Origin of the sequence: Paenibacillus maysiensis, assembly GCF_000520815.1 — a bacterium.
Taxonomy (GTDB): Bacteria; Bacillota; Bacilli; order Paenibacillales; family Paenibacillaceae; genus Paenibacillus; species Paenibacillus maysiensis.
Genome location: NZ_ASRY01000214.1, coordinates 1 through 25,374, shown reverse-complemented (window position 1 = coordinate 25,374; position 25,374 = coordinate 1). Strand labels below are relative to the sequence as shown.

General features: G+C 47.1%; 30 protein-coding genes and 1 rRNA gene. 25 read left to right on the top strand and 6 right to left on the bottom strand.

What is annotated here, in order from left to right; genetic code table 11:
• The first annotated feature begins 18 nt into the window (after positions 1–18).
• The 5 genes from L696_RS0115620 (at position 19) to L696_RS0115600 (ending at position 4,460) form a co-directional block, all read left to right on the top strand.
• Positions 19–1,689: a response regulator gene (locus L696_RS0115620; protein WP_025684484.1), complete on the top strand. Its 1,671-nt coding sequence runs from the start codon at positions 19–21 to the stop codon at positions 1,687–1,689.
• 112 nt (positions 1,690–1,801) lie between these two features.
• Entirely contained in the window at positions 1,802–2,140 is a 339-nt protein-coding gene (locus L696_RS0115615; protein WP_025684483.1) for an STAS domain-containing protein, read from the top strand.
• 18 nt (positions 2,141–2,158) lie between these two features.
• Positions 2,159–2,611: an anti-sigma B factor RsbW gene (gene rsbW / locus L696_RS0115610; protein ID WP_025684482.1), complete on the top strand. Its 453-nt coding sequence runs from the start codon at positions 2,159–2,161 to the stop codon at positions 2,609–2,611.
• Positions 2,608–3,381 carry a sigma-70 family RNA polymerase sigma factor gene (locus tag L696_RS0115605; RefSeq protein WP_025684481.1) on the top strand — a complete coding sequence of 258 codons (774 nt, stop codon included), beginning with the start codon at positions 2,608–2,610 and terminating at the stop codon, positions 3,379–3,381. The genes rsbW and L696_RS0115605 overlap by 4 nt, the downstream gene beginning before the upstream one ends.
• Before the next feature lie 110 nt (positions 3,382–3,491).
• A complete protein-coding gene (locus tag L696_RS0115600) occupies positions 3,492–4,460 on the top strand; it encodes a magnesium transporter CorA family protein (RefSeq protein WP_025684480.1) in 969 nt (322 codons plus the stop codon).
• 91 nt (positions 4,461–4,551) lie between these two features.
• Here the strand turns inward: L696_RS0115600 and L696_RS0115595 are convergent, their stop codons facing one another.
• The 5 genes from L696_RS0115595 to L696_RS0115570 all read right to left on the bottom strand — a co-directional run bounded on the left by L696_RS0115595 (position 4,552) and on the right by L696_RS0115570 (position 7,286).
• The gene (locus L696_RS0115595) at positions 4,552–4,965 is read right to left on the bottom strand and encodes a DUF5665 domain-containing protein (protein WP_049827406.1); all 414 of its coding nucleotides are present in this window, start codon (positions 4,963–4,965) and stop codon (positions 4,552–4,554) included.
• A 97-nt stretch (positions 4,966–5,062) separates the two neighbouring features.
• Positions 5,063–5,467 (bottom strand): YtxH domain-containing protein, encoded by a 405-nt coding sequence (locus L696_RS0115590; protein ID WP_025684478.1) that lies wholly within the window; start codon positions 5,465–5,467, stop codon positions 5,063–5,065.
• 40 nt (positions 5,468–5,507) lie between these two features.
• On the bottom strand, positions 5,508–5,765 hold the full coding sequence (locus tag L696_RS0115585) for a GlsB/YeaQ/YmgE family stress response membrane protein (RefSeq protein ID WP_025684477.1): 258 nt from the start codon (positions 5,763–5,765) through the stop codon (positions 5,508–5,510).
• A gap of 157 nt (positions 5,766–5,922) precedes the next feature.
• Positions 5,923–6,636: a phosphatase PAP2 family protein gene (locus L696_RS0115580; RefSeq protein WP_025684476.1), complete on the bottom strand. Its 714-nt coding sequence runs from the start codon at positions 6,634–6,636 to the stop codon at positions 5,923–5,925.
• Positions 6,637–7,058: 422 nt separating this feature from the next.
• Positions 7,059–7,286, bottom strand: a complete 228-nt coding sequence (locus L696_RS0115570; RefSeq protein ID WP_025684475.1) for a DUF1128 domain-containing protein — start codon at positions 7,284–7,286, stop codon at positions 7,059–7,061.
• 120 nt (positions 7,287–7,406) lie between these two features.
• Here L696_RS0115570 and yyaC point away from each other — a divergent pair, with 120 nt between their 5' ends.
• The 4 genes from yyaC to L696_RS0115550 all read left to right on the top strand — a co-directional run bounded on the left by yyaC (position 7,407) and on the right by L696_RS0115550 (position 10,942).
• Positions 7,407–7,997: a spore protease YyaC gene (gene yyaC, locus L696_RS0115565; protein WP_049827407.1), complete on the top strand. Its 591-nt coding sequence runs from the start codon at positions 7,407–7,409 to the stop codon at positions 7,995–7,997.
• An 86-nt stretch (positions 7,998–8,083) separates the two neighbouring features.
• Positions 8,084–8,878: an alpha/beta fold hydrolase gene (locus tag L696_RS0115560; RefSeq protein ID WP_025684473.1), complete on the top strand. Its 795-nt coding sequence runs from the start codon at positions 8,084–8,086 to the stop codon at positions 8,876–8,878.
• A gap of 206 nt (positions 8,879–9,084) precedes the next feature.
• Positions 9,085–9,741, top strand: a complete 657-nt coding sequence (locus L696_RS0115555) for a DUF6483 family protein (protein ID WP_025684472.1) — start codon at positions 9,085–9,087, stop codon at positions 9,739–9,741.
• On the top strand, positions 9,728–10,942 hold the full coding sequence (locus L696_RS0115550) for a class I SAM-dependent methyltransferase (protein WP_025684471.1): 1,215 nt from the start codon (positions 9,728–9,730) through the stop codon (positions 10,940–10,942). The genes L696_RS0115555 and L696_RS0115550 overlap by 14 nt, the downstream gene beginning before the upstream one ends.
• A gap of 120 nt (positions 10,943–11,062) precedes the next feature.
• On the opposite strand, the gene L696_RS0115545 is transcribed toward L696_RS0115550, so the two are convergent.
• Positions 11,063–11,386 (bottom strand): hypothetical protein, encoded by a 324-nt coding sequence (locus tag L696_RS0115545; protein WP_025684470.1) that lies wholly within the window; start codon positions 11,384–11,386, stop codon positions 11,063–11,065.
• 144 nt (positions 11,387–11,530) lie between these two features.
• Here L696_RS0115545 and uptA point away from each other — a divergent pair, with 144 nt between their 5' ends.
• The 16 genes from uptA to L696_RS0115465 all read left to right on the top strand — a co-directional run.
• Positions 11,531–12,145, top strand: coding sequence for an undecaprenyl phosphate transporter UptA (gene uptA, locus L696_RS0115540; RefSeq protein ID WP_025684469.1), 615 nt, complete (start codon positions 11,531–11,533; stop codon positions 12,143–12,145).
• A gap of 1 nt (position 12,146) precedes the next feature.
• Positions 12,147–12,716 (top strand): thioredoxin family protein, encoded by a 570-nt coding sequence (locus L696_RS0115535; RefSeq protein ID WP_025684468.1) that lies wholly within the window; start codon positions 12,147–12,149, stop codon positions 12,714–12,716.
• Between the two features lie 3 nt (positions 12,717–12,719).
• Positions 12,720–13,349, top strand: coding sequence for an MBL fold metallo-hydrolase (locus L696_RS0115530; protein ID WP_025684467.1), 630 nt, complete (start codon positions 12,720–12,722; stop codon positions 13,347–13,349).
• Between the two features lie 243 nt (positions 13,350–13,592).
• Positions 13,593–13,802 (top strand): hypothetical protein, encoded by a 210-nt coding sequence (locus tag L696_RS0115525; protein WP_025684466.1) that lies wholly within the window; start codon positions 13,593–13,595, stop codon positions 13,800–13,802.
• An 80-nt stretch (positions 13,803–13,882) separates the two neighbouring features.
• Positions 13,883–14,269, top strand: coding sequence for a hypothetical protein (locus L696_RS0115520; protein ID WP_025684465.1), 387 nt, complete (start codon positions 13,883–13,885; stop codon positions 14,267–14,269).
• Positions 14,270–14,515: 246 nt separating this feature from the next.
• A complete protein-coding gene (gatC, locus tag L696_RS0115515) occupies positions 14,516–14,803 on the top strand; it encodes an Asp-tRNA(Asn)/Glu-tRNA(Gln) amidotransferase subunit GatC (protein ID WP_025684464.1) in 288 nt (95 codons plus the stop codon).
• Positions 14,804–14,830: 27 nt separating this feature from the next.
• On the top strand, positions 14,831–16,288 hold the full coding sequence (gene gatA, locus L696_RS0115510) for an Asp-tRNA(Asn)/Glu-tRNA(Gln) amidotransferase subunit GatA (protein WP_025684463.1): 1,458 nt from the start codon (positions 14,831–14,833) through the stop codon (positions 16,286–16,288).
• 26 nt (positions 16,289–16,314) lie between these two features.
• Entirely contained in the window at positions 16,315–17,760 is a 1,446-nt protein-coding gene (gene gatB / locus L696_RS0115505) for an Asp-tRNA(Asn)/Glu-tRNA(Gln) amidotransferase subunit GatB (RefSeq protein WP_025684462.1), read from the top strand.
• Positions 17,761–17,920: 160 nt separating this feature from the next.
• Entirely contained in the window at positions 17,921–18,382 is a 462-nt protein-coding gene (locus tag L696_RS0115500; protein ID WP_025684461.1) for a GNAT family N-acetyltransferase, read from the top strand.
• 62 nt (positions 18,383–18,444) lie between these two features.
• Positions 18,445–19,158 carry an MgtC/SapB family protein gene (locus L696_RS0115495; protein ID WP_025684460.1) on the top strand — a complete coding sequence of 238 codons (714 nt, stop codon included), beginning with the start codon at positions 18,445–18,447 and terminating at the stop codon, positions 19,156–19,158.
• Between the two features lie 82 nt (positions 19,159–19,240).
• Positions 19,241–19,894, top strand: a complete 654-nt coding sequence (locus tag L696_RS0115490) for a hypothetical protein (RefSeq protein WP_025684458.1) — start codon at positions 19,241–19,243, stop codon at positions 19,892–19,894.
• A gap of 7 nt (positions 19,895–19,901) precedes the next feature.
• Positions 19,902–21,305, top strand: a complete 1,404-nt coding sequence (locus L696_RS0115485) for a DUF4097 family beta strand repeat-containing protein (protein ID WP_025684457.1) — start codon at positions 19,902–19,904, stop codon at positions 21,303–21,305.
• A 109-nt stretch (positions 21,306–21,414) separates the two neighbouring features.
• Entirely contained in the window at positions 21,415–21,861 is a 447-nt protein-coding gene (perR, locus tag L696_RS0115480; protein ID WP_025684456.1) for a peroxide-responsive transcriptional repressor PerR, read from the top strand.
• A gap of 165 nt (positions 21,862–22,026) precedes the next feature.
• Entirely contained in the window at positions 22,027–23,745 is a 1,719-nt protein-coding gene (locus L696_RS0115475; RefSeq protein WP_025684455.1) for a glycosyl hydrolase family 18 protein, read from the top strand.
• A gap of 107 nt (positions 23,746–23,852) precedes the next feature.
• Positions 23,853–24,731: a nucleotidyltransferase-like protein gene (locus tag L696_RS0115470; protein WP_025684454.1), complete on the top strand. Its 879-nt coding sequence runs from the start codon at positions 23,853–23,855 to the stop codon at positions 24,729–24,731.
• 510 nt (positions 24,732–25,241) lie between these two features.
• A 16S ribosomal RNA gene (locus L696_RS0115465) occupies positions 25,242–25,374 on the top strand; the annotation flags it as partial.

Here is a 25,374-nt window from a genome sequence, read left to right as displayed (position 1 = left end):
GATACTTAGGAGGATCCCATGGGGCTTCATGAACCGATTCATATACTGCTGGTAGATGACAGACCTGAGAACCTGCTCGCTCTTGAAGCGGTGCTGGAGAGTGAACAATATAATTTGGTAAAGGCAACATCCGGGGAAGAAGCACTGCGATGTCTGTTAAAAGATGAATTCGCACTGGTAGTCCTTGATGTGCAAATGCCGGGTATGGATGGAATTGAGACTGCAAAGCTGATTAAGGCCAGAGAGAAGACGAAGGATATTCCGATCATCTTCATTTCCGCTAACAGCAAGGAAGCGGAGCATTTGTTTGCCGGTTATTCAGCGGGTGGTATTGATTATATGGTGAAGCCATTCATCCCTCAAATTCTCAAGTCCAAAATTGAAGGCTTTGTGCAAATGTACCTGACCAACAAACGCTTGAAGACACAGTCCATGCTGCTTCATCAGAAGACACATGAGCTGGAGAAGATGAATAGCGAATTGATTGCCGCCAAGGAGGCAGCCGAAATCGCAGCCAATGCCAAAACGGAGTTCCTGGCTATGATGAGCCATGAAATTCGGACACCTATGAATGGTGTGATTGGCATGATTGACCTGTTGATGGGAACAGAGCTGCAAAGCGATCAGCAGGAATATGCCGATATCATTCGCCGCAGTGCAGATGCGCTCGTAGCGGTCATTAACGATATTCTAGATTTTACCAAGCTGGAGTCAGGCAAAATGGAGATAGAGGAATATCCGTTTGATCTGGTTTCCTGTATCAAGGAAGTTTTCAGCCTGTTTACGGTGGAAGTAAATCGAAAGAATCTGGAGATGGATTATTTTCTGGATGAGCAGCTACCGCCAGTGTTATACGGTGATATGGGAAGACTGCGTCAGATTCTCATTAATCTGGTATCCAATGCCGTCAAATTTACAGACCGGGGCGGTGTATATGTCTTCGCATCGGTCAAAGAGCAAAGCGACAACGGACTAACCGTTGAGTTTTCTGTGAAGGATACAGGCATTGGTATTGAGCCCGCCAAGGTTGGAAGGCTGTTTCAGCCCTTTTCCCAGCTTGATTCCTCGATGACACGCAAATATGGTGGAACTGGTTTAGGACTCGCTATTTGCAAAACCTTAGTGAATATGATGGGCGGAGATATCCGTGTAGATACGAGCGGAGAACAGGGGGTAACGTTCCATTTTACAATGAAGCTTGGCTTTGCTCAGGAAAATGAACTGGAGGGAGAGTCCAGTCACGAATGGGAAATTCCCCACCAGAACTCCTCAAGCCGTAAACCTGTACTGGTCGTGGATGACCATCCGATCAACCAGAAGCTGATGGTCAATATACTGGATAAGCTCGGTTTGGCTTCGGATGTGGCAGCAGACGGGCAACAGGCGCTTGATATGGTTATGGCTAACCAGGATTATGACTATATCTTCATGGACCTGCAAATGCCTGTGATGGACGGATTAGAGTGTACGGGCAAGGTACGTGAACAATTGGCGGGAAGGTCACAGCCTGCGATTATCGCTATGACAGCGAATGTGATGGATGGTATTCAGCCCCGATGTATTGGAGCTGGGATGAACGATTATATTAGTAAGCCCGTGAAAATAAGCAGCGTAAAACAGGCTCTGCTACGACATTCTCCAGATCATTTTCCAATGCAATCAGGCAAAGATCAAATCCACGAGGCGTAGCCTGATGTGTAGTTGGTAAACTTTGGAAGTTATGGAAAGCATCCTACGGTGATTCAAGCGCTCGTATAATGGGTTAGTATGTAAGGAAATCTTTTTTTGGGAGAGTAGACCTATGAATACAAATAAAAATGAGAAGTTCAATGCGATTACAGAAACAAGCGATGGCGTAAATACCGTTTATCTTAGCGGAGAGCTGGATCTTTCGGTGGCACCTGATTTTCGTTTGGTGATGGAGCCTTTGGTGGGGGAATCCGGCCAGGACTTGATTATTAACTTAAAAGAGCTTAAATACATTGACAGTACAGGTATTGGTATTTTGTTATCTATTTTAAAGGCAAGGCATGGGATGGAGTCCCGGTTTGCCGTTCAGGAGATACCACCTCAAATTCAAAAGCTGTTCGATATGACCGGTATTGCCAAATTCTTTGTCCCCCAGGAGAATTCCCAATAGGAAAGGAAAGAAAAAGAAATGAATGCTCAAATTCAAAAAGTAGTTCTTAATTTGCCGGCAACTGCTGACTTTGTCGATATTGTAAGATTAAATTTATACGGAATTGCCGCGAAAATGGGATTCTCTTACGAGGATATAGAAGACATGAAAGTGGCTGTATCTGAAGCCTGTAATAACTCTGTTCTTTATGCTTACGGTCATGAGGGTGGAGTGGTGGAAGTAACATTCGAATTTGACGAAGCTTCGTTGTCCATCCGTGTCAAAGATGAAGGGGAGAGCTTTGAACGCGTGGAGAACCCGTCCCGTCTTACATCCTTGCATGACAAAGAGCTGAATGATGCACAGGTAGGCGGACTAGGCTTCTATCTCATGCAGGCGCTTATGGACGATGTCCATATCTTGAATGAGACTGGAAAAGGCACGGAAGTCGTGCTTGTAAAGCGTCTGGTCAGAAGCGAGGAAAAAGTATGAATGATAAGGTAACTCCCCCGGAGTCGATGGATGAAGCCGTTGGTCTAATCTGGGAGTACCAGCAAACCAAAGATAACGAGATTGCTACCGTGCTGATCCGCAAGTATGAGCCAATGGTCAAGATGGCTGCCGGGAAAATCTCCCGTAACCGCCCGGACTTATACGAGGATTTATATCAGACCGGTCAGATGGCTTTGATACGTCTGCTTCAGCAATACGATATCAGCTTGGGTATCCCCTTTGAACCGTATGCTATGAAAAGCATGCTGGGACATATGAAAAATTATTTACGCGACAAATCCTGGTACATTCAGGTCCCCCGCCGCATCAAGGAAAAGGGTGCGCTCGTTCAGCATGCCATCGACGAACTGACCGGTAAACTGGAACGTTCGCCGAATGTGAACGAGATTGCGGAGTATTTGGACCTTACCGTGGAGGAAACGATCGAAGTGCTTGCAGGCCGTGAGTGCTACCATTATGTGTCACTGGACTCCCCTTTATCCCAGGAGGAGAGTGCGGCTACGTTAGGCGAGCTTATCAGCTCAGATGCCAACGACTACGACACTGTGGAAAAACGAATGGATTTACAGCAAGCTTTAAGCCAACTGAAAGAGCAGGAACAGAAGGTGCTTCTTCTGGCATTTCAGGATGGTCAATCTCAACGTGCGATTGCGCAGACCTTGGGCGTATCGCAGATGAGCGTTTCCCGTATTCAGAAACGGGCAACGGAAAAGTTGAAGCAGATTATGTCTAATTCCTCTATTTCATGAGAGGAGGACAGCCTTCATGGTTTCAATTACTGGACGTCACATAATAAGGACACGCCATTCCATCGGGGAAGCGTGTCCTTTTTTAAAGCGGAAAAGGAGGGGGAGGAAGTGTGAAATCCACGACAGCATTTGAACAGATTTCCTCCTTTCGCGGAGGGTGGGAATGGTGGGACATCAGCGCTACAGGCTGGCAGTCCCCCGTCATACAAGAGTTAAAGGATAAGCTCCCGGACGCTCGGGAATGGCTGGACAAGGTAGAGGATATCCCGTCCAGTTTTATTTCTGTACGCTTTCCGGATGGCGATCAACCTTTGATATGCGGCTCGCTAATCTATTCCATTCAGGAGGAAATCGACAGTCAACGCGATTGTAACAAGTTCTATTTTCTCGTGCTGGACCAGAAATTAGTAACCTTAAACCTGGATCAGAATACCCGCGAAATCATGCACACGGTTGAACGTCAAAAAATGCTCGACCGATGTGAAAGTGCAGCTGATGGCATGTTTGTACTGGCAAGGGCCGTTCTTCATTATTTTCATACAGGGATGGACAAATTCGAGATTAACTTGAGAAAACTGGAAGAGGGTATGGAGAAAGGAAATGCCCGCACGCTGATGGATTCTATATTGAATGCGCGTTTTGAGCTGCTGTATTGGAGCAATATGTTCATTCCTTTTTCAGAGCTGGTGACGGCTTCCCGGGAGGCGTATCTTGATGAGCTGGAGGGAAATCGCTTTTTCAAGCAACTGCTTCACCGTGTCAATCGAATGGAAGGGCTGTTCCGGCATTATGAAAAGGAAATTGACACGCTGATCTTCATTGACGATGCGATTTCTGCATTTAGGGGCAATGAGATTACGAAGACGCTCACCATTGTAACGGCTGTATTTACGCCTGCAACCGTAGTGGGCGCCATTTGGGGCATGAACTTCGAGAATCTGCCCTGGATCAAAACAGGCTGGGGTTTTACGGCCGTGATTACGGCGACCCTGTTAAGTATGGTGGGGATGTACGGCTGGCTGATGATGAAGGGATGGACAGGAGATTTGCTGAAAGCTAACAAGCGCAACAAGCTCTAGCGCAGTCATCCAAAATGTACAGATCAAAACGATCCATGGTAATGGGTTGCGTGTACGCACGAACCTCCGGTTACTATGGATCGTCTGCTGTCTAATTTCCGCCTTGGCTCATTTTGATATAGCTTAGCAGCTCGGCAATGAAATCTCCGATGATCGGAAGATTCAGTTGTACAAGGAAGCTGAGCAGCCAAGCGAGCAGCGCGAGTATGACGACCGTACCCAGCGTAAGACCAAGACCCCTTGCAATGCCTGCGGTCAGGTTACTGATGATTCTTTTTTTGGGATTGGAATAGGTCTCTAGTACATCGCGAAATTCTACTTTTTCCAGCATGTCGGCTATTTGATCTAAGCGCTTATTAAGCCGCTTCACTTCATGACGCAGTTCAAAAGGGTGCTCATTCACGTCGAAATCCCTGAGTTCATCCTGACCCTGCCGGGGATGAAAGGTCCGTTTGTTGTTTACGCTAAGGTCATCTCCATACGAGTTTGGCTTGCTCATCGTCATCCCTGCCTTTCTGTCATCTAAAAAACAGCCAGCTTGGTGCATGCTGGCTGTTCAGTGTTTTTAGGTCTATTCTTGTTGTACACAGAATTCCCTGTCATTAAGAAGTCGTATTTAATTGTTTTTGCGTTTCCTTGGCAGCTTGGGCCGTTGCATCCATAATTTCTTGATCCGCCTTGACTGCTTCATCAGCAACATCGGCAGAAGCTCTGGCTACGCTGGATAAAATAATGTCTTTGCTACCTGATACAGTTTTAGCTACATCTTCTGTTTTGGTGGAAACCGTTTTGGCCAAATCCGTTGCTTTGTTGCTGACTACGGATGCAACGTCTTTTGTTTTATCGGCAACAACTGTAATTTTATCAGACAAATCGCTGCGCAAATCGCGGCCTGGTTTCGGCGCGAACAGCAGGGCTGCCGCAGCACCAATCAAACCTCCGATGAATAAACCCTTTGCAAAGCTTGAAGTATTACCTACCGTATCTTGATTATCAATGTTACTCATGTCATATCACTCCTCTTATAGAATAAAAAATATATAAATGTTAGGTAGCCCTTCTTAAAAGCCTGGACACAAGTCCGAGCAGGAACACAAATAATGCGGTTCCGAGTATGGCCGGAATGACTGCAAAATCACCGATGACCGGACCCCAGTTTCCCAGCAGCGTGGCACCAAGCCAAGCTCCTGCAAATCCGGCGATCATAGAGCCCACAATGCCTCCGGGCATTTCATGGCCAGCGAGCGCGTCGCCAATCAATCCGATAATAATAGCCATTATAATACTTAATACAATTCCCCACACAAGGATCGCCCCCCTTATCCTTCAGTTTACAGAAACGTCTGTCTAACAGAATCATAACGCTTTTTTTGAGTGGTGAGTTTAGAGTGCTGCATTGTCTTGCTTACTTCGTATATAAACGCCGTGACTCTCTGTGAAACAAGAAACCGTCTCGAACCGCTTACGGGCGGGGAGTCGATGGAGGCAGAGAACGTGGTAGACGTGCTCGCCAATAGATAACAGGAACGGTAAACACTAGCCAAATGATTCCGGCAATATAACCACCCGCTATGTCGGTTGGAAAATGAACCCCCAGATAGACACGGCTTAGCCCGATCAGGAGAATCAAAAGTGCGCCAAGAACGCAGGGAAGGAAGATAGAGCGCTCATGAATTTTTCGTTTTATCGCCCAAATGGCAAAAATCATGCCGTAAAATCCCATGGAAATCATGGCGTGCCCGCTGGGAAAACTATAGCCGCCGACTTCTACCAAATGCTGAAGTGATGGGCGATCCCGTTGCAAAACTTCTTTAATGAGCGTGTTCAACACCCACATCGCCGTAAAGCTGCTTATTACTGCAAAGGAATAAGCCTTCGAGCGGAGATATACCCAGCACCAGACGGCAATACCCAGAGCAACCAGCAACGATACACGGAAAGAACCGAAAGACGTAATGAATACAGCGACAGTCAGAAGCTTGTGATGAGCATCCGTTGTGTCTGGAAAGACCACATCCTGAATGCGTTCATCCCAATATAGAAAAGGAGCTGTACCGATCCAACGAACAGAGTAGGCAATGAGAAGCAAAACGGCAATCATGACGATGGACGCATACAGACTGCGACGTAAATAGCATGGCAAAAAACGGGATAGCTGAGGTTCTTGGGACAGCATATGTAGGGAATCTCCTCCTTATGGCTTCGTGCATAGACTTATCTTTTCGTACTATAAACTTAACCAATATTGAACTTGAGAGCAAAACGTGACCGGAACACCGCTCTGTCATGTGGAGGTTACTTGCCAGGATGGCAATTTTCAGTTGGGACCCGGTGATGCTGCGAATCCACAAAAGCTGTCATTTAAAATTACAAGCTACAGGTAATGAGGATGTGTCTGAACTGGTGTTGGCGGATTTGCCTTAAAGACATCTGCGAAGAAACGCATAAGAGATGGATAAAAATAAAGCTCGTATCCCGTTACGCGTCTGTTAATGCGAACGGAGATACGAGCTTTATTTACAAGAGGCACTACCATGAACAGTGTCACCCAAGACGATAGGCTATAAGTAAGCTAAACGGTGTGCATCCGTCTTCTGATCAGGAGGGGTTACGTAATCTGCCCAGCTCGGAAACGATGGCCTCGACTTCTGAAATACTCAGATTAGGCTTGTTCATCACCATATCATAGACATCACGGAGATCCTCGTATTGCTCCAGAGAGAAAGCGGAGGACTGCATAGCAGCGCCACTCGCCATACGAAGCTTGGTTTTGATGCCTTCAATCATATGTTCAATGTTGGCATGAGACGGTACAGACAAATCCATCGTTAATGTTCCATCCTTTCATATCAGGGGAAGTTGCCTGTATTGTACCATGTTTTTGTTGTAGAATGTACTGAAAGTCAGATTATCGGTCAACGGCCGGATCAAGGAGGATGGACGAAGGTGTCTTTGTATAATCGGGCTTCCGTATCCGGGCGCTCTCCTTTAGACAGTCATGCGGAAAAAACAGATCGCGAAGGGCTCGTACCGTTTTTTCGGGAAATTCATTCTCAGCATGAGGTGAATAAGCTGACCTTTGTTTGTATCGGCACGGATCGTTCGTCGGGCGATTCACTGGGACCGCTAGTCGGCACCATGCTTATGGAACAGGGCTTTCCGCACGTGATCGGCACCATGACTGAGCCGTGCGACGCGGATCATTTGGTTTCGTATTTGGAGCGTATTCCCCAGGACCATCATGTGATTGCCATCGACGCTTGTCTGGGACAGCAAGGCTCGGCGGGGATGTTTCTGGTTGCCCGTGAGCCGCTGACTCCGGCACGTTCGGTCGGCCTGGCCCTACCGTCTGTCGGAGATTACAGCGTCGCTGCCATTGTGAATGAGCGCAGTCCCAAACCCTACTGGACATTGCAAATGACATCACTGCATCTCGTCATGACGATGGCTACACATATAGCCCATGCTGCGGCTTGCGGGTTTGGTTTAAGAGCAGATTCGCAGGAATTTCCAGGGAGCTACCGTTTCAGATATTGATGGTCTGCTTAATAATATACATCAGCATGTTCTAATCATAATATATTCGCTCCAAAAGATTATATACAGAGAAAGAAGGGTTCCACATGGAAAAGGTACTATGTGAAGGAACGACAATCTGCTATGCCGAACAGGGAAAAGGAGAGCCCATCATCCTGCTGCACGGATTTTGTGGAAGCTCTTCCTATTGGGATGAGGTTGTTCCATTGCTGTCCCAAAGCTATCGCTGCATTGTTCCGGACTTGCGTGGTCATGGACGTAGCGATGCTCCGCTTGGAGCCTACACGATTGATCAAATGGCGAATGATGTGCTTAAGCTTCAAGAGCAACTGGACATTCCACAGGCTGCCTGGTTCGGTCATTCCCTCGGGGGCTATTTGACGCTTTCTGCGGTACAGCGCCATCCCGAGCGACTTACAGCCTTCGGGCTGATTCACTCCACCGCCTATGCGGATACAGAGGAAGGAAAAGAAAAACGGAACAAGGCCGTATCCACCATTCAAACAGAGGGAATCACCGCATTTGTAGATGGACTCGTTCCCGGACTTTTTGCTCCACAACACGTAGAGTCCTTGTCGGATCAGGTGCTCAAGGTCAAAGAAATCGGTTATAAAACGCCGCCGCAAGGAGCCGTAGGCACATCTTTGGCCATGCGTGAGCGTTCAGACCGCCGCGACGTGCTGTCGGCCTCCACCTTGCCCACTCTGTTAGTGGCGGGTGAGCAGGATCAGGCGATTTCTCCCGCCCGGACGTTTACAACAGATCGGGCCGGGATCACTCAGGTCACAATACCTGAAGCTGGTCATATGAGTCTGTTCGAAGCGCCGGAACAACTGGCACATGCCATCTTGGCATTTTTACAACAAAACATTCAGCAGTAAACTTGAACAACAGACCCAAAAAACCGGAACCATCTGGTACCAATCAGAGGGGGGGCGGTTTTTTTGGCGTTTTAAATTGATTTTGATTGTTACCAAACGTTTTCCGTCTTGACCGAGCCATTTGGCTTTTGCACAAGTATGACTTACAATCAGAAGTGAAATAGTTCCTGGTTGTCGAGGCATCGGGATGGAAAGAAGGGAACGGCTTGCTCAGAAAAGATTATTTGCTCAGTATGATGGAAGAAATGACATCGGCAGTAGCTTCGGTGCTTGGTCTAAGGCGTGAAAATAAACACGTCGAAGCGCTGAAACAACTGGATGACCTGCTTAACAAGCAGTTTCGCCTTCGTTCAGATTTGCTCAGACGATTGCCGCCGGAACAAATTATAGAGCTTTTCCGACTGGGCCCCGGTATTGAAGCGGACAAGCTTCAGCAGGTGGCTCGCATTTTGGAAGAAGAAGCCGCTATTTACCTGGAAACCGACAGAATAGACGAGGGCATACGAATCTTGATAAAATCCCTTCATCTATATTTGTGCAGTGATGTGAATGGTGCGACCCGTGACATTCGGGTTCTGCCTGAGCGAATTGCGTGTATCGTTAATTTGGTTCAGGAATATGAGCTGCCAGCCGACACAAGCAAGCTGCTGGTTGTCTATTACGAACGAGAGGGCAGACTGGACGAGGCTGCTGATGTTTGGTTCGGACTGGCATGGGAGCAGCCGGAGCTGCTGCCGGATGCGGAGGCATTTTATACTCAATTGCTGGATAAGACTGATGCGGAGCTGCAACGGAGTGGACTTTCACGCCGGGAAGTAACCGAAGGTCTGGTTGAGATTACCCAACTACATGGAAGAAAGTGAGATGTACCTTTTGGATTCACTGCGTGAACTAATATACCAACTAACTACAGGAGGCTCCCTCATAACTGCGACGCTAAGTCAGCTTCGCAAACGGGAGGATGCTTCCTTTACTAAAGTGCAAATCAAGCCTGTGGAATTGAAGAACAAACTGCATTACCAGTTTGCTTTTCATTACAGCAACAAGGTCATCCATGAAAACTTGACCCCTGACGAAGCTAGCGAGCGCATGACTGCCTTGTTTGAGGACACATTCCGACAAGGACTTTTGTGTGCGAAGAATGCGGACTATCAGGTGCTGATCAGTAAAAAATATAAAGTTTCCATTTTGACAAAGTCACCGAGCAAAAGCACAGCCGATCTGTCTCATAACCGCAGAAAGCAATATGTGCTGGAAGAAGGAGAACGGATTCCTTTCCTTATTGAGCTGGGGATTATGAATGAGGACGGCAAGGTGCTGGCCCGCAAGTATGATAAGTTCCGCCAAATCAACCGTTTTCTCGAAATGGTGCAGGATGTACTGCCTAGCCTTCCCGTAGGCCGCCCGTTAACCATTGTGGATTTTGGCTGCGGCAAATCATATTTGACCTTTGCGCTGTATCATTATTTGGCAGTGCAGCAAAAACGACCTTTGCAGATCGTGGGTTTGGATTTGAAGGCAGATGTTATTGAAACCTGTAATCTTCTGGCTCAAAAGCTGCAATACCGCCAACTGGAGTTTTTGGTCGGTGATATCGCGGACTATAATGAGCTGGAGCAGGTGGATATGGTCGTGACTTTACACGCCTGTGATACCGCAACGGATGCCGCGCTGGAGAAAGCTGTCCGCTGGGGGGCGTCCGTTATTCTGTCGGTTCCGTGCTGCCAGCATGAGCTGTTTAGCCAGTTGGAAAATCCGGTGCTGGAGCCATTGCTTTCCCATGGTATTTTGAAGGAGCGCTTTTCAGCGCTGGCGACAGACGGTATCCGGGCCAAGCTGCTGGACATGATGGGATACCGGACACAGTTACTGGAATTTATCGACATGGAGCATACACCTAAAAATATTTTGATCCGTGCCGTCAAAGGCCAAGCAGGGGAACGTTCTGTTTTATGGCGTGAATATACGGCATTTCGGGATTTTATTCATGCTGATCCTTATTTGGAGCGTGCCTGTGCGGATCTGCTTCCCGAGGGAGCAGGGCAGACAAAGAAACAGGAATAGTGATATAGCAAAAGTGGGGCCACTGCGAAGTGGCCCCACTTTTATTGGATTCACAATTTACAGTTTGCAGTTACAGGTTGAGTTGCTTCTCTTGCTTCGCATATTCTTGGATGCGCAGAACTATCCGCCGTAGGCACTTCTAAAGGCAGTGCACAAAACAGCGCGATCCACCTTCCACAATGTCGCGAGTTCCTCGCTGACATCCTCATCCCACCAGTCGCACAGTAGTCTGCGGTTGCTGTGGTTTTCGGCGATCCAGATGAGGTGTCCGGCGACCTTGCGGCAATACAGCTCCTCGCCCTGCTTGACCAGATCGGGAGAAATGTGAACGGGCAGACGCTTGCAGGTTCGGTACAACTCTTTGCTGCATGCACGTCGGATACCGCGAGCCGTGGGTAAACGGGATTGTGAATTGTCATGTTTGGGGAATTTGCCGGGAGGCATATTGTACCCCCTCCTCTCTCTCACAACTTATGCGGGCAGAGGAGCGGGGGTCACTGAACTCCCTATTTGAGTGAAGTGGCGACTTGTTCTGCCGCTGTGATACACTAATGGAAATAGAGAAACAGGCAGGGAGTGGGAAGATAATTGGACCATATATCTGGTATCATTAATTATTTGTTTGAGATCATTCGTAGTCTTGGGTATTTTGGTATTATGCTAGGCTTGATGGTTGAGGTCATTCCAAGTGAAATTGTCCTCGCTTATGGTGGCTTTTTAGTGTCTTCGGGTCATATTAACTTCTTTGGCGCGGTTGTTTTTGGAACTATCGGCGGGGTGCTGGCACAGCTGTTTATTTACTGGATTGGACGCTATGGCGGCAGGCCGGTATTGGATAAGTACGGCAAATACATACTTATCAAGAAAAGCCATGTTGACCACGCCGAAGCCTGGTTCAACAAATACGGCACAGGGGTCATTTTCACAGCCCGCTTTATCCCTGTTGTGCGTCACGCGATCTCAATCCCTGCCGGGCTGGCTCGCATGAACGTATGGCGTTTTATTATTTTGACGACGCTGGCGATTATACCCTGGTCTGTTCTGTTTATATATTTAGGAATGCTGCTTGGAGACAAGTGGGAGCAGATTGACGAAGTGGCAGCACCTTATATCAAACCAATTTTGCTGGTTGCCCTCGCGCTCTTGATCATTTATTTTGTTATCAAATGGATTATGTCCAAAAACAAGAAAGGAAGTGTATAACATGAGTCGTACTAACGTATCGCAATATTTCGGAAAAGGTCTGAGCCCCGAACAGTTTATGGAGGGTATGGAAAAGAATAAGGAAGCCTTCAACTCCGGGTATGATCAGTTTGTGTGGAACCGTGAAGAGGACCGCGAGTATTTTGAAAGCCTGAACCATCGGGATGATCTGCGTGTACTCATTTTGGCCGCCGACTGGTGTGGAGATGTAGTGCGCAATGTGCCAGTTGTGTTCCGTGCGCTGGAGAATAGCGGGATTCCGACCGAAGTATTAATCTTGGAAAACCATCAGGCGCTGATGGATGACTTCCTGACAATGGGAGGACGTGCTGTACCGATCGTGATTTTTGCCGATACAGGAGGTCACGTACTCGGTCACTGGGGACCACGCCCTGCACATGTCCAACAAATTATGATCGGGTTCAAACGTGAAAATCCGGATCGGGATGCCGACGATTATCAAGAAAAAATCGCAGTTGCTCGCAAAGAAATGGCTGAAAAATATGGGGAGGTAACCGAGGTCCATCCTGTGATTGTTCAGGAATTGCGCGAGCTAATCTCGGGATTTTAATGTATGACATTATCTATTCGCAGCTTTAATCTCGGCCCACTCCAAACGAATGCTTATTTGCTTCAAGGGGATGACCCGCAGCGCGCCGTTATTATCGATCCGGGGATGAATCCAGGTCCTTTGCTGAGAGCCATTGAGTCACTGGAGATTGAAGCCATCTTGCTGACCCATGCTCATTTTGATCACATCGGTGGAGTAGATGAGATTCGCAAAGCGAAGGGCTGTCCGGTTTATTTGCACCCTTTGGAGCAGGACTGGCTTACATCCCCTAAATTAAACGGCTCTTTGATGTGGCCGGAGGCATCCCCGCCGATCTCGACGGAGCCTGCCGAATATGATTTGGCGGAAGGTCAGCAATTGAACCTGATCGGGCATACATTCAAGGTATTCCATACACCTGGGCACTCACCCGGAAGCGTCAGCTTTTTGTGTGGTAAGGACTTGTTCTCCGGGGATGTATTATTCCGTCAGGGTGTCGGCCGCACAGACCTGACCGGTGGGCGGGAACGGGACTTGTACGATTCCATTCAGAACAAATTGTTCCCGCTTGGGGATGACGTTACGGTGTACTCCGGACACGGTCCCAAAACGTCCATTGGTTATGAAAAAGCCAATAATCCGTATATTCGGTAAAACGTGATGAATGTTTTCAGTTGGGGCAGAATCAAAGCTGTGACAGGTTCTGCCTCATTTCGACAATAAAATATCAATAATGTATAGACAAAGGTTTTTATTTTTGTTAACATACACATATTGAAGTTACATACTAAACTCGCGAAGCACGCAAGCTGTGGATGAATCCCGGTTTGCGTTCTTTTTTTGCCCATTAAGAGGATAAAGAGGCAGTTGGCCGTCAGATCACAAGGGGGAGCATGAATGAAAAGGAAGTATATATCTGGGTTACATCGTGAGAATGGAGATAGCCGCCATTTTTCCATAAAGACAGGAGATAGAGCTTCTGTGCAAGGTTTTGAACCGAAGGTAATAACCTGGAAAAAGGTAACAAAACAAGGCGGAACCATTGCACAGAATTGGCACACAAGGCTGAATGAGCACAGGCTGGGACGTGGAGATGGACAGTTTTGAAGATACATAGATGATATAGACAAGCTACTTTTTTTTTAGTAGACTTAGCAGATAAGTTCAGACAAACGGGGGGGCTAACGATGCATCATTTAGGAACTAGAATTATGATCGTCGCGGATGCTTTTGAGCAGAATCTTCCTGTGGGCGAACATGGTTATATCATTGCTTACGACCGTAATGCGGACAATGCTTTTGACTATGTCATTCGCGTCCCGAAGGTGAATCGCAACTTTTTTGTACCATCCGGGGACATCGAGCTGGAAGAAAGTATTTTGAAGCTGGAAGCCGAGCGGATTGAGCGTGAAGCGCTGATAGATTACGCCCTTGCTACGCATAATGAGAAGCTGTTCAGACATGTGATGAACGGTGGTCTTGATTCGGTAGAGGCTGAGGAAGAAGAAACCGCGACAGAATTGTTGTCACAGGCTGATTTTATTAGACAAGTTAATTTACGTGCTTGGATATAGGGGGCGGCTAATGTCGACTCTCTTTAAGAATATATATAATTGGCACGTTCTTAGCTCCTACCGATTTTTGAAAGAGCACCGAGAGGTGCTTTTTTTATATACATTTAGTAGCATTTTACCGCCAGGTAACACAGTTTGCTTCTGTACCACGTCAAAGATTGAATTGTAAAGGGTTCTATCCTATAATTAAAAACGTTATTTCAAAGTTCGGTGCAGCATTTTTGATATACACGAGGAGGTTTTTGTATGAACATTTCCACGGAAGATGTCCGTCACGTAGCCAAGTTGTCCCGGTTGAATCTGACCGCAGCCGAGGAAGACACGATGACAGGGCAATTGAACGCTATTCTCCACTATGCGGAGAAGCTGAATGAGCTGGATACGGAACAGGTAAAACCGACCACTCATGTGCTGCACGTCAGCAACGTTATGCGGGACGACGAAGTTCGCGAAAGTTTGACACACGAGCAAGTGATGCGCAATGCACCTGAAGAAGAAGACGGACAGTTTAAAGTTCCTGCTGTTCTGGAATAGATTTCACATTTGAAAGGAGGATGCAAATTGAGCTTGTTTGATAACACATTGCCGGAAATACATAACAAGCTGCATCAAAAGGAAATTTCCGTGAGTGACCTGGTAGGTCACGCTCTGGAGACGATTGGTGCGCGGGAAGACAAGATCAAGGCCTACATTACGGTTGACGAGGAGCAGGCACGTGCATCCGCACGTCAGCTGGATGATCATCTGAACTCGGGAGAGGAACGCGGGTTGCTGTTTGGCCTGCCAGTCGGCATTAAGGATAACATCGTGACAGAAGGGCTACGTACAACGTGCGGCAGTCAGTTTTTGAAAAATTTTGATCCCGTGTACGATGCAACGGTTGTCGGCAAATTGCGTGCGGCGCAAACCGTGACATTGGGCAAAATGAACATGGACGAATTTGCGATGGGCGGCTCTAACGAGAATTCCAGCTTCTTCCCGGCACGAAATCCTTGGGATCTAGAACGCGTTCCCGGCGGCTCCAGCGGCGGCTCGGCTGCGGCTGTAGCAGCGGGTGAGGCTTATTTCACCCTCGGCTCCGATACAGGCGGTTCCATTCGCCAGCCCGCTTCTTATTGCGGCGTAGTCGGCTTGAAGCCAACCTATGGTCTGGTATCACGTTTTGGTTTGGTGGCCTTTGCTTCTTCTTTGGACCAAATTGGACCGATTACGAAGAATGTTCAGGATTCGGCGTACGTACTGCAAGCCATTGCAGGCTATGATCAGAAGGACTCCACTTCTGCGAAGGTAGATATTCCTGATTACTTGAACGCTTTGACCGGAGATGTAAAAGGACTTCGTATTGCTGTACCCAAGGAGTATCTGGGTGAGGGCGTCGATCCACAGGTCAAGGATAAGGTGCTGGACGCGCTTAAAACGCTGGAAGGACTGGGTGCGGTATGGGAAGAGGTCTCTCTTCCACACACTGAATATGCGGTAGCCACATACTATCTGCTGGCTTCATCCGAAGCATCGTCCAATCTGGCCCGTTTTGACGGTGTACGCTATGGCGTACGTGCAGACAATCCAGACAACCTGCTGGATCTGTACCATCAGTCCCGCACGCAGGGCTTTGGCCCCGAGGTGAAGCGCCGGATTATGCTGGGCACCTATGCGCTGAGTTCCGGGTACTATGATGCTTACTACCTGAAAGCACAAAAAGTGCGTACACTAATCAAACAGGATTTTGATCGTGTGTTTGAACAATATGATGTCATTATCGGACCTACTGCGCCGACAACAGCTTTTAAAATCGGTTCACAAGTGGATGATCCATTAACGATGTACTTGAACGATATCTTGACGATTCCGGTGAGCTTGGCTGGAGTGCCAGCCATCAGTATCCCTTGTGGTCTTGCGGATGGATTGCCGGTTGGATTGCAAATTATCGGAAAAGCCTTTGACGAGTCTTCCGTACTGCGTGTAGCACATGCATTTGAACAAAATACCGAATTCCACAAGCAGCGTCCGCAGCTGTAATTTGCCGAAAAGGAGGGAACCCATTCATGTCTACAACTACATCCAAATATGAGACGGTCATCGGACTGGAAGTCCATGTGGAACTGCATACGAAGTCTAAAATATTTTGCGGATGCTCGACATCCTTTGGAGCACCGCCAAACTCGCATACATGTCCTATTTGTCTTGGGCATCCAGGGGTACTGCCGGTATTGAACCGTCAGGCCGTTGATTATGCGATGAAAGCGGCGATGGCGCTTAATTGCACGATTGCTGATGTGAGCAAGTTTGACCGCAAAAACTATTTTTACCCCGATTCACCCAAGGCTTACCAGATTTCGCAATACGATCAGCCGATCGGCGAGCATGGCTGGATTGATATTGAAGTGAACGGCGAGACAAAGCGTATCGGCATTACCCGACTGCATCTGGAAGAGGACGCAGGCAAATTAACACATGTCGATGGCGGCTATGCGTCTTTGGTTGATTTTAACCGGGTCGGTACACCGTTGGTCGAGATCGTTTCGGAACCGGAAATATCTTCACCGGAAGAAGCCAAGGCTTACTTGGAAAAAATACGTGCGATCATGCAGTATTGTGACGTATCCGATGTGAAGATGGAGGAAGGCTCGCTTCGCTGCGACGCGAACATTAGCCTTCGTCCGCATGGACAGAAAGAGCTGGGTACTAAAGCAGAGCTAAAAAACATGAACTCCTTCCGTGGCGTACAGCGCGGATTGGAATATGAGCAGTTCCGTCAGGAACAGACGCTGGAGGAAGGCGGAACGATTGTACAGGAGACACGCCGTTGGGATGAGGCCCAAGGTAAAACTCTGTCTATGCGTGGTAAGGAACAGGCGCATGACTATCGTTATTTCCCGGACCCGGATCTCGTTACGCTGCATATTGATGCAGAATGGAAAGAACGCATCCATGCTTCGATTCCTGAACTGCCTGACCAGCGTAAAGCACGCTACACCTCGGAATATGGATTGCCTGAGTATGACGCACAGGTCATTACGTCTTCCAAGCCACTGGCCGATTTGTTTGAGGATAGTCTTCAATACACGAAGGATGCCAAAGCAGTATCCAACTGGATTATGGGGGATTTGCTCGGTTATTTAAACAGTGCCGGTGTGGAGCTGTCGCAGGTTAAACTGACAGGTCGAGGCTTGGGTGAAATGATCGGACTGCTGGAGAAGGGGACGATCAATAGTAAAATCGCTAAAACCGTCTTCAAGGAAATGCTGGAGAGTGATAAACTGCCGCAGCAAATTGTTGAAGAAAAAGGGCTTGTGCAAATCAGCGACGAGGGTGCGATCCTGACGATCGTCGAGCAGGTAGTAGCGGCTAACCCGCAATCGGTTGAGGATTACAAAGCTGGCAAGCAGAAGGCCATCGGCTTCCTGGTTGGTCAAGTGATGAAGGAGAGCAAGGGCAAAGCAAACCCTGGCCTTGCCAACAAGCTGCTGACGGAAGTGCTAAACCGCTAATGGCATAGATTTGAAAGGGGCTTGTCTTATAGGGACAGGTCCCTTTTTGTATAGGCTCTGTGAGAACTGCTGTACGGAATTTGGAAGCGCAATGACATGTTACGAGTTTTTTTATAGAAAACAGCAGCATAGCTGCCCTGAATAGAAGGAGGGATGCAGCATGATTAGCATATGTTCATTGGAAGATGATGAAATGGTCAGTCAGATATGGCGTCTTCAGCACCTCGCTTACAGGCTGGAGGCTGAGCGGATCGGTTTTTATGAAATACCACCCCTTATGGATACGTTTGATACGCTGCGAAGCTGCGGAGAGACATTCTATGGCTGGATTGAGGACGGCGACCTGCTAGGGGCGCTGGCGGTGCAGTCTGAGTCATCCGGTTCGCTCACTCTTACACGTATGATGGTTCATCCGGATCATTTTCGCAAAGGGATTGCCGACTCCTTAATGAAGCATGTTTTGAATGAATATCATCATATACCGCTGTTTATCGTATCTACAGGAACTTTAAATGCTCCTGCGGTGGCTCTTTATCGAAAACACGGCTTTCGCCCCGTATCGGCGGTAGAGGTGGCTCCGGGCGTGGAATTAACCACATACCACCTGCATAACGTGAAATAGCCTTAGCAAAAACTGTATCCCCGGATAGGGAAGCACGATATACACCGGGAGGGAGAGCTTGATTGGATAACCCGTGGATTATAGACGATTCACACATCATTTTACGACTTTTGCTATCCATGCTCCTGGGCGGATTCATTGGTTTTGAGCGCGAACGTTCCAATCATGCTGCAGGTTTGAGGACTCATATTATGGTTAGTCTCGGTTCGACGCTGATTATGCTGCTTTCCATTTACGGCTTTGCCGACTTTATCAAAGAGGCCAATGTACGTATAGATCCAGCACGTTTGGCTACTGCGGTAATTACTGGAGTAGGATTTTTGGGCGCAGGAACAATTATGTTTACAGGCAAATCCATTACAGGCTTAACGACTGCTGCTTCCATCTGGGTTGTAGCAGCTATTGGTCTCGGGGTCGGAGCGGGCTTTTATTTTCCATCTATAGCGGCGACTGTACTTGTATTTTTGAATTTATGGGTGTTTAACAAAGTTGAATTGCGGTATATGCGTGGACGACAACGTCATCTTATAACACTATACGGATTGTCATCCCATAGATTGCTGGAGCAAATTTCGACTTATTTAGAGCAAGAAAAAGTGGAAATACGTAAAATAGTGATTAAAGAGCATGAGAATGTCCCTTTTCACGAACTGCATCCAAATCGGCAGAGCATGGAGGTTTCCTTGGAAGTACTGGCTCGCCGCGATTTTAATCCAGTGCGTATTGCAGCCGATCTCAGGCAGTGGGAGGATGTAGCGGCAGTTTCCGTGGAATGAGGTTTTACCACATTTTTTCCAGTTACTCTTGAATCCGATTGGGGTACTATCTAACCATTGGAGCATTTGCTGCGGATCACGCATGGAATTCAAAGGGGAGGATGGCATGAACTCGGAGCAACCGTTACTGTCTGGAGAGGGACAACAGTCACCGGAGCCGGAACAGCGGGAACACCCCAAACAGGGTAAACGTTTTAAATACGCTAAATTTCGCAAAGTGATTGCCATTATCATGGCAGCATTGTTACCCGGCCTGGGCCATCTTTTTTTAGGGCTGTTCATTAGAGGGCTTACATTTATCGTATTGCTTCTGTTAGATATTTTTGCGATGCTGTATGTTGCTTCTGACGGCTTGAGGATTAACATTCCGTTGCTTATTTTGCTCGGCTTGTTCATTCCTGTCTTATATTTTTATAATGTATATGACGTGTTACAATCAGCGGATTATATGGTCCGCTATCGCCGTAAGCCGGATCGTTATGCACAGATGGACGCACGAGGGCAGCAGAGCAGCCCATTTTATGTCTGGGAGAGAGGTTTGTCTTTTGCCGTGCTGCTCGTGGCGGGTGGCGGACTTATGATTCTGTTTCGTATGAAACCACGCTGGCTGGGGAACTTTTTCGAGGATTATGGCTTTTTGACGTTAGCTATTTTATTAATGCTGATCGGACTATTAGTCTTCTTGCGAGAAGTCGGCTTGTCGGTCAAACGTAAAAAGGTAAAGGAAAGAGGGTGAAGCTGGCGTGCACCGCAAAATAAGAGTCGGGCGCTACACCTCTTCGCTTCTGTTGATGGCTGTAGGCGTTCTGCTTATCCTGGATGTTGTCCAACATACCGAATATATGCTTCAGCTCCTTGTATGGTGGCCTGTTATCTTTGTGCTGTGGGGACTGGAGTATCTGATTTTTTTTGGTGTGTACTACCGCAAGGAGGGCAAGCCCGACAACGGACGACGTTTCAGACCTGATCTGAAGGGAATTGTCTCCGCATTGGTCGTGGCCGCGGCTGTTTTTATCGTAACCCAGCAAAATCATTATATGTATCTGTGGAACAGGGTTAGTTTGAATCTAACCGCGGCATCCATGGATTTTAGTCAGGCGAAAGGAAACCGATATGATATGGGCGGCGTACTGGTGCCTGTAACGATGCAGACGTCCGATTTGGTAGTTGATTCGGTCAATGGCGATGTAACGCTGATCAGACGTCCTGTGTCCAATGTAGAGGTACGTGCGACCCTGTGGGTGGATCAAGCTCCTGCTGCCGAAGCGGACAAGATTGCTCAAGCTTCCTCGCTGACTTCTACTGACGGCAAGACTATTCAGATTCGTCCAGAGGTGCAGTCATACGGAGCATCGAGCAGACGTCAGCCCCGTACGAATATGTTAATTACAGTGCCGGAGGATCGGCGATTTAATATGCAGATCAGAACCTCCAATGGAGATATTACCCTCAACGGAATAGATGCCATCGACAGCATCCGGCTGGAGAGCGGGAATGGGAATTTGACGGTTAATGATGCTATCGGCAATGTCCAAGGAGTCACCTTGAACGGTCGGATCAAATTGCATCGTATCACCGGAGATATAGATATGCGAACCAATCGCGGTGATATGCAGGCAGGGGATATTGAAGGAACGGTTGCGCTACGCACGATGGTAGGCGACATTCAGCTTGCCCGCTCGGAAGGTGATATTACGGTTGATACCCAAAATGGTGACATGAACGTTCTGAATCCCACAGCCAAGCTGAATGCAAATTCGCTCAATGGCGGGATCAAGGTGCATAGCGAGCAGGTAGGTGGAGATTGGAAAATATACAGTGCTGTCGGTGACATTGCGTTGGATCTTCCGTCGAATGGTGACTTTCAGTTGGAGGGGTCAAGCAGTTACGGCAACCTTCGATCAGACTTCCCATTTAAAATAGATAGTAAAAGTATCTCAGGCCAAAACGGGACAGGTAAGTACTCGATCAACGTGGAAGGCAATAGTAATTTAACGATCAAGAAGCTACTAATGGCATCGCTGCCTGGCTTGGACGAGTCAGCAGGAACGAATGTGCCTAATGCGTCAGAAACGCCTGCGGCTCCATCTGAATCTCCCGCTACCGGAGGCTCTAACGGGTCATCCAGCGATAATGTGGCGCGTTGACAAGAAACTTGAATTGACCGTACAATGTGAATAGACGTACAACGTGAATAGAATGTAAAATAGTTGTAATAAAGCAAATCGTAAGTAAGGGATAAGGCGGTGGACATATATGGCAGCTCGCGTCCAGCATGCTTTGGAACTTCTAAAGAAGACAGGTGTACGCATAACACCCCAGCGCCATGCCATATTAAACTATTTGATGGAATCTATGGGACATCCGACCGCAGATGAAATATATCGTGCGCTCGAATCCAAGTTTCCAAGCATGAGTGTGGCTACGGTTTATAATAACTTAAAGATGTTTATAGAAGCGGGTATGGTACATGAGTTGACCTATGGAGATAACGCCAGTCGTTATGATGCCAATGTTTCGGAGCACTATCACATCATTTGCGAAAAATGCGGAAAGATTGAAGATTTCAGTTATCCGTATTTGGCTGATGTGGAACAACATGCCTCGTTAGAGACAGGTTTTGAAGTGCATGGACATCGTATGGAGTTATACGGAGTGTGCAAAGCTTGCATGAACAAGGAAATTCAGCTAAATAAGGAATAGAAGTTTTTCGGTGTGGTATGTATATATTGTAATGGGTTGGAAACGTGAGAAATTCCCCACAAGCGGGGATTTACCGCGTTTTTTTGTTTAAATAACTTGTCTGTCAGCTACCAGTTCAGCTTACGTTAACCTGTAATTCAAAGTTCCGACAATGGAGGTTGAATATTGGCCAGAAATCATTCCAGACGCCGCCGTAAACGTTCACGTTTCAAAGGGGCTACAATGTTGCTGTTGTTCGCAGCGATCATCTGCGCAATTACTGTCGTATGGTTCGGTAATCCACTGCATGAAAAACCCGATTGGCAAGGCAGTGTCCGTCCCATTTTTATTCAGGGAAAGCTGACCGGGTATGAAGCTCAAAATTCCGGCAAGAACATGCTGGTACCACTCAAATTTGTTCAAAGTAAAATCGATCCAGCGATTCGTTATGAGGATGACAGCCAAACTATCATTTTGGCTACGAGGCAAAATTTGCTACAAATGACCGTTTCCAAGCCGCAGGGGGAATTGAATGGAACATCATATATGCTCAGCGCAGCTCCCCAGATTATTAGTGGATCGGTTTATATACCTATGCAAGCTGTCCGTGAAGTATATGGGGTATCTGTTCATGAAGACACAGTGACGGGTGCAGTCATCCTGATGAAAGCCGGAGAGAAAGTCAAACTGGGGGACGTGGAGAAGAAGGATGGACGACAGGATGCCAAAATTGCTTTGCGTAAAGAAGCCTCCAGCCTATCTTTTATTTTGACGGATATACCACAACAAACGAAGGTGCGTATTTGGTCCAAACAGGCTGATTGGTATTTTGTTCAACTGGATAACGGCTACGCTGGATATGTGCAGGCGGCCAATATCTCTGAAGGAGAGGAGCTTGCGGTCGCCCCGGCTAAAGATACTCCATCTATCTCGGAGAAGCACTGGGAGGGAAGACCTGTGAACCTCGCCTGGGAGGCCGTTTACAACCGTAAACCTGATCCTTCCAAATTTGACCCTATGCCTGGAGTGAATGTGGTGAGCCCCACTTGGTTCAGTATCATAGATAATGAGGGCACCGTACAAAGCAAAGCCGACCCTGCCTATGTCAGTTGGGCGCATCGCAAGGGGATGGAAGTATGGGGCTTGTTGAGCAACAGCTTTAACCCTGAATTAACGACAGAGGCCTTGTCTACCTTTGAACGACGAAAATCAATTATAGATCAGATGATTACACTTGCCGAGAAAAATGGTCTGGACGGTATCAATATTGACTTTGAGAATGTTCATACGAAGGATGGACCCAATGTCACTCAATTTTTGCGAGAGGTTAAGCCGATGGCACGTGAACATGATTTGATGTTGTCTATCGACGTAACACCTAAATCTCAAAGTGAGATGTGGTCTGCTTTTCTGGATCGAAAATCATTGGGTTCCATTACGGATTATCTCATGGTTATGGCCTATGATGAGCATTGGGCAGCCAGCCCGAAGGCTGGTTCTGTCGCCTCACTGCCATGGGTGGAAGCGTCGATCAAGCGAATCATTCAGGAGGATGAAGTACCGCCTCAAAAGGTTGTCTTGGGCATTCCGTTATACACTCGTGTATGGTCTGAAACACCTAAAGGGGACACCATCAAGGTTAGCTCCAAATCGCTTGGTATGGAATCAACAGCGGGGATTATCGAGAAATTTAAGCTGAAGCCTAAATTCAGAGCTTCGGAAGGCCAGAATTATGTCGAGTATACTGAAGACGGTATTGTCAAAAAGATTTGGTTGGAGGATCGTGTGTCTCTGGAAGCGAGGGTGCAACTTGCCAAGTCATTGAAACTTGGGGGAATCGGTGTATGGAATCGAACCTTTGCAGATCAGACCGCCTGGAATACGCTAAAAGAAATAAGTAAATAAAACTTAAAATTTTTAGAATTGAAGAAGGAAGTTTCTTTTTTATGTAGAAATGTTCACATATATCCAAATTTAGCGGTGATGGCCGCCTTACAGGTATGGAGGGAGAAGTGCAGCTAACCAAATTAAGCTTGATGTATGATGAATTGTTGCAGGGAGATTCGATCGGCATTATTTCGTATAGAAAGCCGGGCGAATATTTTCATGGAGCCATGCTGTATGATTTTGATGAACTCATTCTAATTATTGGAGAAAGCCGGAAGCCAGCCCGTTCCATTCAGCATTTACTGATAAATGGATTAAGATGTCAGGTGTTGTACGCAACACTCAGTTGTCTGAAAGGCTGGATTATCGCCGGTGAACATGCCAACATAATAGATTATTTACTGGAAGGCCATATTCTGTGGGAACGGGACGAGAGAGTCAGTCTGTTAAGGCGGGAAATCATCGAATTCAACGACCCGTTACGGGAGCAAAAGCAATTTCATGAGTTCGCCCGTTTTCTGGTTAATTACGTTCATGGTAAAAGAGCAATGCGAGAAGGTCGGATTATTGACGCTCACCAAAGTATTTTGAAGGCGTTGGATCATTGGGCATCCATTGAGCTTATTAAACGGGGAATTTATCCGACGGTTCACTTGTGGGTTCAGATACAGCCATTGGATCGAACCATCTACAAGCTGTACAACGAACTCACATTAAGTACGGAAACCCTTGAGCAGCGGGTTGAGCTTGTGCTGCTTGCTTGCGAATTTTCAGTGATGTCTAAAATGGAGGGGTGCTCAGCACCGCTATTCCGCATTTTAGGCAGCAGACGGGAACCTTGGTCCATAAATGAGCTTATTAATCATCCTGAGCTAAAAAATCTCCAGCTGGATCTTACCGTAGTACTACGGAAGCTGGTATACCGCTCACTGATCAGGGAATCGGTTGGCGGGAATCTCAGGGATCATGGACACCATAGTGAAATACGTTATTCCCTTATTTAATTGATACATCGAATCAGCGGGAGGAAGGTCCGTTAAACGGATTTTCTTCCTTTTTTTATGCGTAATGGAGTCACATTGACGCTCAAAACATAAAAATTGTCGTTAAAGGTTGACGAGTTTATAAAAGATATGCTAAGTTATAACTCGCCCCATTAAGCGGCATGAATAATTTAGACCTGTTTACAGCAGGATAAGTATGTTGCAAACAAGCATGAAAAATAAATTTTTAAAAAATGCTTGACGCAAAATGAGGTTATGTGTTATATTATTTAAGTCGCCGCTGAGATGCGGTGGTGAAACGAAGTAAAACAAAAGCAAGACAATATGTAGGTTTGATCTTTGAAAACTGAACAACGAGTGAGTAAATGATTTTGTTCGCAAAATCAACCACGAAGATTTCGGTACATACCGCAAGGTTGTATGAAATCGGAGTGGAAAAAAGAGATATTTTATCTCGTCAGTTTCAAAATGAGCGAATCGCTCTTTCTATACACCAACCTCGGTTGGTCTTTAATGGAGAGTTTGATCCTGGCTCAGGACGAACGCTGGCGGCGTGCCTAATACATGCAAGTCGAGCGGGGCTAATTAGAAGCTTGCTTCTAATTAGCCTAGCGGCGGACGGGTGAGTAACACGTAGGCAACC

Coding starts and splice junctions, on each gene's coding strand:
- L696_RS0115595 (WP_049827406.1), bottom strand. CDS start 4,965: ATGACGATGAGCAAGCCAAACTCGTATGGAGATGACCTTAGCGTAAAC.
- L696_RS0115620 (WP_025684484.1), top strand. CDS start 19: ATGGGGCTTCATGAACCGATTCATATACTGCTGGTAGATGACAGACCT.
- gatB (WP_025684462.1), top strand. CDS start 16,315: ATGTCTACAACTACATCCAAATATGAGACGGTCATCGGACTGGAAGTC.
- L696_RS0115590 (WP_025684478.1), bottom strand. CDS start 5,467: ATGAGTAACATTGATAATCAAGATACGGTAGGTAATACTTCAAGCTTT.
- L696_RS0115560 (WP_025684473.1), top strand. CDS start 8,084: ATGGAAAAGGTACTATGTGAAGGAACGACAATCTGCTATGCCGAACAG.
- gatC (WP_025684464.1), top strand. CDS start 14,516: ATGAACATTTCCACGGAAGATGTCCGTCACGTAGCCAAGTTGTCCCGG.
- L696_RS0115520 (WP_025684465.1), top strand. CDS start 13,883: ATGCATCATTTAGGAACTAGAATTATGATCGTCGCGGATGCTTTTGAG.
- L696_RS0115615 (WP_025684483.1), top strand. CDS start 1,802: ATGAATACAAATAAAAATGAGAAGTTCAATGCGATTACAGAAACAAGC.
- L696_RS0115525 (WP_025684466.1), top strand. CDS start 13,593: ATGAAAAGGAAGTATATATCTGGGTTACATCGTGAGAATGGAGATAGC.
- L696_RS0115570 (WP_025684475.1), bottom strand. CDS start 7,286: ATGGATTTGTCTGTACCGTCTCATGCCAACATTGAACATATGATTGAA.
- L696_RS0115490 (WP_025684458.1), top strand. CDS start 19,241: ATGGAATTCAAAGGGGAGGATGGCATGAACTCGGAGCAACCGTTACTG.
- rsbW (WP_025684482.1), top strand. CDS start 2,159: ATGAATGCTCAAATTCAAAAAGTAGTTCTTAATTTGCCGGCAACTGCT.
- L696_RS0115500 (WP_025684461.1), top strand. CDS start 17,921: ATGATTAGCATATGTTCATTGGAAGATGATGAAATGGTCAGTCAGATA.
- L696_RS0115545 (WP_025684470.1), bottom strand. CDS start 11,386: ATGCCTCCCGGCAAATTCCCCAAACATGACAATTCACAATCCCGTTTA.
- L696_RS0115535 (WP_025684468.1), top strand. CDS start 12,147: ATGAGTCGTACTAACGTATCGCAATATTTCGGAAAAGGTCTGAGCCCC.
- L696_RS0115605 (WP_025684481.1), top strand. CDS start 2,608: ATGAATGATAAGGTAACTCCCCCGGAGTCGATGGATGAAGCCGTTGGT.
- perR (WP_025684456.1), top strand. CDS start 21,415: ATGGCAGCTCGCGTCCAGCATGCTTTGGAACTTCTAAAGAAGACAGGT.
- L696_RS0115580 (WP_025684476.1), bottom strand. CDS start 6,636: ATGCTGTCCCAAGAACCTCAGCTATCCCGTTTTTTGCCATGCTATTTA.
- L696_RS0115530 (WP_025684467.1), top strand. CDS start 12,720: ATGACATTATCTATTCGCAGCTTTAATCTCGGCCCACTCCAAACGAAT.
- L696_RS0115550 (WP_025684471.1), top strand. CDS start 9,728: ATGGAAGAAAGTGAGATGTACCTTTTGGATTCACTGCGTGAACTAATA.